The organism is Paenibacillus maysiensis, assembly GCF_000520815.1.
Lineage (GTDB): Bacteria > Bacillota > Bacilli > Paenibacillales > Paenibacillaceae > Paenibacillus > Paenibacillus maysiensis.
Map to the genome: position 1 here is coordinate 1 of NZ_ASRY01000194.1, position 6,902 is coordinate 6,902.

The window sequence follows — 6,902 nt, forward strand, 5'->3', positions numbered from 1 at the left end:
CCCTCACCAATACGAATATACTGTGGAGACGAGCTGACATAGCCCACCGTGCCATCAGCATTGGTAATCTTAAACCAATAGGCGTTACTTGGATCTGTAATGGTGACGATATCTCCTGCATTCAAATAGCCCAAAACCTCGGATGAAGTGGATGCCTCCGCCCGCAAACGAACGGACATTTGAATCGTAGCTTTCATTTGACTGGCAGAACTACTCACTGAGGCTGGAGCCTCTTTAGCTGAACTGTTAGTTTTAAGCACTTCTTTGGCCTCCGGTTTACGGACGGCAGGCTCGGTGACAGCAGCAGCGACGCTGGTAGCGCCTACTTTTATGTACTTGTCGGAGCTGCTTGTGTATCCAGTTACCCCATCAGACGTCTTGATCTTATACCAATAGCTGTTTGTTTTCTCTAATACCGTTACGGCCTCTCCCTGCTTCATAAAGCTGACTACATCTCTCGTAGTCGAAGGGCCGGATCTAAGCTTTACTGCCGCTTGAATAACCGCCTTCTGTCCGGTAGATGCTGTCGATGCCGCTGCGTCAACCTGACCCGGAAAAGTCACATGAATTGCTGCCAACAGCGCGGCTGACGTCATGAGCATTCCCAACACGCGTCTTCTCAATGTTGCACCTCCTGGCTGTTTTTACGAATTTAAAGAGCAAGTCCAATTCCGACGAATATAGCCGGACATGCTTTCATTATAGTAAAAGCAACAGGAAGAGAGATATAATCCAAACGTCACAAAAGGCAGCACACACACCTTTTATACATAGGTCTAAAGTCATTTTTACCACTAATTATTAAATAAATATTCTATAATTTGGGTTCCACATGGACATGAACATGCATCGTATTATGAACCTCTTGCAGGCGTTCCTCAATCCGGTCGCTGATCCGATGTCCTTCAATCAAGCTGAGTTGCGGGTTCACCTCTATGACAACATCCACCAAAGCATGATTGCCGTGTACCCGTGCCTTGACATCACGAATCCCCTCTACACCGGGTATATGAGCAATCGTACTACGTAAGTCTGACAGCTCCTGTTCATCAAAACCATCCGTCAGGCTGTGTGTAGAGTCCTTGAAAATATCCCACGCCGTTTTACAGATCATAAATCCTACCGCTATCGCCGCAACCGTATCCAGCCATGGCAAACCAAACTGTGCACCAATAATACCAACCGCTGCACCGATACTGACGAGCGCATCTGACAGGTTATCCTTGGCTGCCGCCAGTAACGCCTTGTTGTTAATTTTCCGGGCCAGTCTGTTGTTGTACATGTATACTCCCAGCATAATGATTGCACATATTACCGCTACTCCCGCAGAAGTGATATCAGGTGTCTGCTTGCCCCCTCTGAAAATACTTCCGATCCCGCCAATAAGCACCTGAAGACCGACGACAGTCATAATAAAGGATGCCAGCAACGCCGCTATCGTTTCCGCTCTAAAATGTCCATAGGCATGGTCGGAGTCCGGCGGTTTTTGAGATATTCGCAGACCGATCAGTACGGCAACGGACACCACAATATCAGTGACATTGTTAAATCCATCGGCCAGCAACGCACTGGAAGCAAATATATATCCGCTAATCAGCTTAAAGGCAGACAGAAATAGGTAGGCGATAATGCTCACCCATGCTCCTCGCTCACCTTTTCGTATTTCATCATATACATTCACCACAACGGGGAACACTCCTTCAAAATTAAAGTTCCCGACAGAACGATCTCACCACCATAGTCACGGGAGAACCATAAAAGTCAGGATAAACACTTATACCGTTTCATACTGTGCCAACCCAAAAATAAAAACAGCAGCGTAGCTGCCCTAAAACTAACCATTTGCCTTCGGGTAACGGTTATTTTCAGGATAGCAGACGATCTTTGTGTGGGTCTAGAGAAACAGTCTTTCCGCTCCGCATCGCTGTAGGAACAACGAAAAAGTATTGCCAAGCCCCATTCCTGTAGGGGATATAAAACATTTTTTCCTTTATGCAAAAAATAGGCATTCCCTCTTCCGGTCCGCCCCGTCGTCATGTTATCATTGTTGCCCTTGTCCCTTCTTTTAAAAACGTATAAAATGGGGACACAGCCGCGTTTTCCTTCAATCCAGCATGATTGACATGAATTTGGCGGCAACAGGAGGAATTTATTCATGAGCGATGCTAATGAACCACGTAAAGTTAATCTCGCAGATGCCATTCGGGAAAAGCTGGCACAAAAAAAACAGCAGTCCGGCGCTTCACAGCAGGGCGGCTTTCAAGGCGGTTCCGCCAAAACACTGAAAAGCCAAAATACGAAGAAGCCGAACAACCAACGCCGTCGTACAGGCGGATCATAAGCCAACCCGTTAGGCTAACTGCACCGGACTCAGGCAGGATTATCTTTGCCCTGTAGCCCTGGCGGTGTAAGCCATTGGTAATGGCGCAAACGAAAAAGAGGAGTCTCCCCCGCCATCATAAATGGCCTGAAGGAGCTCCTCTTTTCGTTTATCTATTTACTGAAATTAGCTGGTTTTTAGCCGATTTCTACCGGATACATACGTTCACGCAATTTTGCGATTTCATCGTTTTCCAAGTATTCATCATAGCTCATCGTACGGTCGATTACACCGTTTGGCGTAATTTCCACGATACGGTTCGCGATAGTTTGAATGAACTGATGGTCATGAGATGTAAACAACACGGTACCGTCAAAGTCGATCAGACCATTGTTCAGCGCTGTAATGGATTCCAGATCCAAGTGATTGGTCGGTTCATCCAGCAGCAGCACATTGGCGCCGTTCAGCATCATCTTGGCCAGCATACAGCGAACCTTCTCGCCTCCGGACAGCACGCTTGCTTTCTTAAGCGCTTCTTCACCTGAGAAGAGCATACGTCCCAGGAAGCCACGCAGGAACGTTTCGTCCTGATCCTTGGAATATTGGCGCAGCCATTCCACGAGATTCATATCCACACCTTCAAAATAGGTGGAATTGTCTTTCGGGAAATAAGCCTGAGTGGTGGTAATCCCCCAAGAGAATTCACCGCTATCCGCATCCGTTTCGTTCATCAATACCTGAAAGAGCGTTGATTTAGGCAAACCGTTCGGGCCGACAAACGCGATTTTATCGCCTTTGTTCACAACCAGACTGAACTCATTCAGCACTTGCTCGCCTTCAATGGATTTGCTGAGACGGTCTACCGTCAGGAGTTGTTTGCCCGCTTCGCGTTCGGGCTTGAAGTTCAGGAACGGATATTTACGGTTCGACGGACGAATATCGTCCAGCGTAATTTTATCCAGTTGTTTTTTACGTGAAGTAGCCTGTTTGGACTTGGAAGCATTCGCGGAAAAGCGCTGAATAAAGGCTTGCAGTTCCTTGATCTTCTCTTCCTTTTTCTTGTTGGCATCACGAGTCAAGGCAAGCGCAAGCTGGCTGGACTCATACCAGAAGTCGTAGTTGCCGACGTACATCTGGATTTTGCCAAAATCAATATCCGCAATATGTGTACATACCTTGTTCAGGAAGTGACGATCATGGGATACGACGATGACGGTGCCTTCATAGTCCATCAAGAAATTTTCCAGCCATTGAATGGATTCGAGATCCAAATGGTTGGTAGGCTCATCGAGCAGCAAGTTATTCGGACGACCAAACAACGCTTGAGCCAGCAAAACACGTACCTTGTCATTACCGCTCAGCTCAGACATGTTCTTGTCATGCAGGTCGCGCGGAATACCAAGACCGATCAGCAATGAAGCCGCATCCGGCTCGGCATCCCATCCGTTCAGCTCCGCAAATTCACCTTCAAGCTCGCCGGCACGCAGGCCGTCTGCCTCTGTGAATTCCGATTTAGCGTACAGCGAATCTTTTTCCTTCATGATTTCATACAGACGCGTATGGCCCATAATAACGGTTTCCAGAACCGGGAATTCATCGTATTCGTAATGGTTCTGCTTGAGCACTGCCATCCGTTCGCCCGGTGTCATGTGAACCTCACCTGAATTGGCTTCGATTTCACCGGAAAGAATTTTCAAAAAGGTGGATTTGCCCGCGCCATTCGCCCCAATCAGGCCGTAGCAGTTCCCAGGAGTAAATTTGATATTTACGTCTTCAAAAAGTGGGCGTTTACCATAACGAAGCGTTACGCCGCTTGTACTGATCATATGAGCATACCATCCTTATCATTAGTAAAGTGCTAATCACAAAATTACCGACGGCAATAGTATAACACACAACGGATCGGATTCGAACCGTGTGTGAACCGAACAACCCTGAAACCTCGTCGATATTCTAAAAACAAAATAAAAAATGCTTCCATCCCCACGATTGTCTCCTGACAAAAACGCGGGTCAGAACCATTTTTTCTTGTTTCCAAATTCGATGCCACCAGGAGACAGACGAGCCATTCAGCAGGCAGTATCTACACTCCCTGTGCTTGTAAATGTACGGAAGCTCCCACACCAATCGGAATAAGATACATTCCCGCCTCAGCGTCATGTCTTACGACTACTTCCACGCCGTATACTGCCTGAATCATATCAGATGTGACGACCTTAGCGGGCGGACCGTTCGTTATAATGCGCCCTTCCTTCATGGCAATCATAACGTCGCTATAACGAATAGCCTGATTGATATCATGCAGCACCATTACAATCGTCAGGCCGTGTTCCTGATTTAACTGCCGGATGAGTTCCAAAATTTCAAGCTGGTAGTACATATCCAGATAGGTGGTCGGCTCATCCAAAAATAAAATCGGTGTCCGTTGTGCCAAGGCCATTGCAATCCATACACGTTGCCTTTCTCCCCCGGATAGCTGGTCCAGCGTGCGTGTTCTGCGTTCCTCCAGATTCGTACAGGCTATCGCCCATTCGACCGCCTGCTCGTCCTCGTCACGTCTTGCTGTGAACATGTTCTTATGCGGGAGTCTTCCGAAGCTGATGAGCTTTTCTACGGTCAGGTCAGAGGGTGCCTCATTCTGCTGATGAACCACCGCCAGTTGACGGGCTAGCTCCTTGGGCTTGTAGTGGACAATCTCTTTACCGTCCAAAATCACCTGACCCAGGCGGGGAGCCGCATTGTTCGACATGACGCTAAGCAGCGTCGATTTGCCACAGCCGTTGGGACCAATGATGGTCGTAATCCGTCCCGGCTCAATGACAGCATTGATGGCGTGAAGACGATCCGTTTTACGGTCATATGAAAAGGTAATATCCTTAATGTCCATAGGTGCGATCCGCCTTTCTGATCAGGAATATCAGGAACGGCCCGCCAATGACGGCCATAATAATGGAAGCCGGAATTTCATTGGGAGCAAGTACCGTTCGGCCCAGTGTATCCGCAAGCAGTAGCAGCAGCCCCCCGCACAAGGCGGAGAACGGAATCAACCACTTGTGATCCGAACCCACCAAGTAGCGGGCACAATGCGGAACGAGCAGGCCGATAAAGGCAATAACTCCAGCAATGGCTGTAGCCGTTGCCGCAAGCAGCACCGCAATGACGGAAATCAAAAGCCGCGCACGCGTCACATTGAATCCCAGGTTTTTAGCCGTTTTATCTTGCAAAGACAAAAAATTGCACCAGGAGAACACGAGCATGGCTAAAATCAGCCCAATCCCGCCATAGGTCACAATAACCTCGACATCGACCCATTTTTTCATGGACAAGGTTGAGGTTGTAACCTGATTAATGCTGGTGACCGCATAACTCCCCCGATAGTTAAACGACTGCCCCAGACCCGAAAAAATCGCATTCACAGCGACTCCGATCAAGATCAGACGAATCGGATGCAGGCCGGATTTCCATGAAAATCCGTAGACCATCAGGCAGGCCAGCGCACCACCAATAAAAGAAAAGAAGGGCATCCAGAAATAGAGCGCCGGAAAGATCGTAACCGCAATCAGCGAAACCAAAGCCGCTCCCGAAGAAATACCGATAACCCCGGCATCCGCCAGCGGGTTTTTCATCACGGCTTGCAGCAAAACACCCGCCACCGCAAGCGCAGCTCCCGCCATCACGGCTACGATAATTCTCGGTAGTCGCAGATCCTTAACCACATTGACCTGATTATCCGTACCTGTCCACAATCCGGTCACCAATTGACTCAAATTCACCTTGAGACTACCGGTCATCGCTGAATAGAGAATGACACCGATGAGCAAGACGATTACAACGATAAAGCTCCAACCTTTTTTCGACATGTCATCAGCTTCCTTTAATTCGAAGGATACAACATTTTCACTAGCTCATCCAGCGCCGAGTTTGCCGCCAAATTTCCTGTTGTTCCAAACAGCGGCTCAGGCAGATCATAGACGTGTCCGTTTTTCACAGCGTTAAAATGTTTCCAAATATCATTGGTTTTGAACTCTTCGTCGAACATTTTGACCACTTCATCCGGCATCCCGTGTGCAGCACGCAAAATAATATCGGGATTGGACTGTTGCAAGGCTTCGGTATTGTGGGCAATAAACTCCACCTTCTCGCCCTGAACCACATTTGTTCCGCCTGCAATTTTAACCAGATCCCCAATATAGGAATGCTCGGTAGCCACCAGATAGCTTCCCGGTACCCCCAGCAAAATCAACACTTTAGGGGACTTCTTCCCCTTGATCTTTTGCTGAATCTCGGCTACTTTGGCGTCCAAGGCTCCATTAATCTCCTTGGCCTTTTCGGCTTTGCCGAACGTGTCTCCCAGCTTTTGAATTTCTTTTTGCATATTCGCGAGACTTTCAAAATCCAAAAATTCGGCATTGATTTTCAAGTCCTTAAATTTAGGCTCCAAATCATATTTTAGTGTCGTGACCGACAGTACATCCGTCGGCTTCAACGACATCACCTTTTCCATATCAGGACTCATCGGATTACCCACATCAGGTACATCCTTGTAACGGTCAGGCAGTACTTTCATGCTTGTCGGCTTTCC

The 6,902-nt window shown here is 48.0% G+C and carries 7 protein-coding genes; 1 reads left to right on the forward strand and 6 read right to left on the reverse strand.

The features are described from left to right. Together L696_RS0113285 and L696_RS0113290 are read right to left on the reverse strand one after the other, a co-directional pair. Window positions 1–623: SH3 domain-containing protein (locus tag L696_RS0113285; protein WP_025684077.1), on the reverse strand; the 623-nt coding region annotated here is incomplete at its 3' end. Between the two features lie 191 nt (window positions 624–814). After that, window positions 815–1,684 (reverse strand): cation diffusion facilitator family transporter, encoded by an 870-nt coding sequence (locus tag L696_RS0113290; RefSeq protein ID WP_025684071.1) that lies wholly within the window; start codon window positions 1,682–1,684, stop codon window positions 815–817. Between the two features lie 471 nt (window positions 1,685–2,155). Between L696_RS0113290 and L696_RS0113295 the strand changes: the two genes are divergently transcribed. After that, on the forward strand, window positions 2,156–2,341 hold the full coding sequence (locus L696_RS0113295; RefSeq protein ID WP_013311941.1) for a hypothetical protein: 186 nt from the start codon (window positions 2,156–2,158) through the stop codon (window positions 2,339–2,341). A 176-nt stretch (window positions 2,342–2,517) separates the two neighbouring features. Here L696_RS0113295 and L696_RS0113300 read toward each other — a convergent pair whose 3' ends face one another. From L696_RS0113300 to isdE, 4 genes are all read right to left on the reverse strand, one after another. After that, entirely contained in the window at window positions 2,518–4,146 is a 1,629-nt protein-coding gene (locus L696_RS0113300; protein WP_025684072.1) for an ABC-F family ATP-binding cassette domain-containing protein, read from the reverse strand. Between the two features lie 257 nt (window positions 4,147–4,403). Beyond that, window positions 4,404–5,207 carry an ABC transporter ATP-binding protein gene (locus L696_RS0113305; protein ID WP_025684073.1) on the reverse strand — a complete coding sequence of 268 codons (804 nt, stop codon included), beginning with the start codon at window positions 5,205–5,207 and terminating at the stop codon, window positions 4,404–4,406. Continuing rightward, window positions 5,197–6,180, reverse strand: a complete 984-nt coding sequence (locus L696_RS0113310; protein ID WP_025684074.1) for a FecCD family ABC transporter permease — start codon at window positions 6,178–6,180, stop codon at window positions 5,197–5,199. Before L696_RS0113310 ends, L696_RS0113305 begins: the two co-directional genes overlap by 11 nt. A 14-nt stretch (window positions 6,181–6,194) precedes the next feature. Further along, the coding region (gene isdE, locus L696_RS0113315) for a heme ABC transporter substrate-binding protein IsdE (protein WP_025684076.1) at window positions 6,195–6,902 on the reverse strand (708 nt) is incomplete at its 5' end.

What these genes read in the sequence shown, in the direction of transcription:
- L696_RS0113300 (WP_025684072.1), bottom strand. Translation starts at nt 4,146, where the DNA reads ATGATCAGTACAAGCGGCGTAACGCTTCGTTATGGTAAACGCCCACTT.
- L696_RS0113295 (WP_013311941.1), top strand. Translation starts at nt 2,156, where the DNA reads ATGAGCGATGCTAATGAACCACGTAAAGTTAATCTCGCAGATGCCATT.
- L696_RS0113310 (WP_025684074.1), bottom strand. Translation starts at nt 6,180, where the DNA reads ATGTCGAAAAAAGGTTGGAGCTTTATCGTTGTAATCGTCTTGCTCATC.
- L696_RS0113305 (WP_025684073.1), bottom strand. Translation starts at nt 5,207, where the DNA reads ATGGACATTAAGGATATTACCTTTTCATATGACCGTAAAACGGATCGT.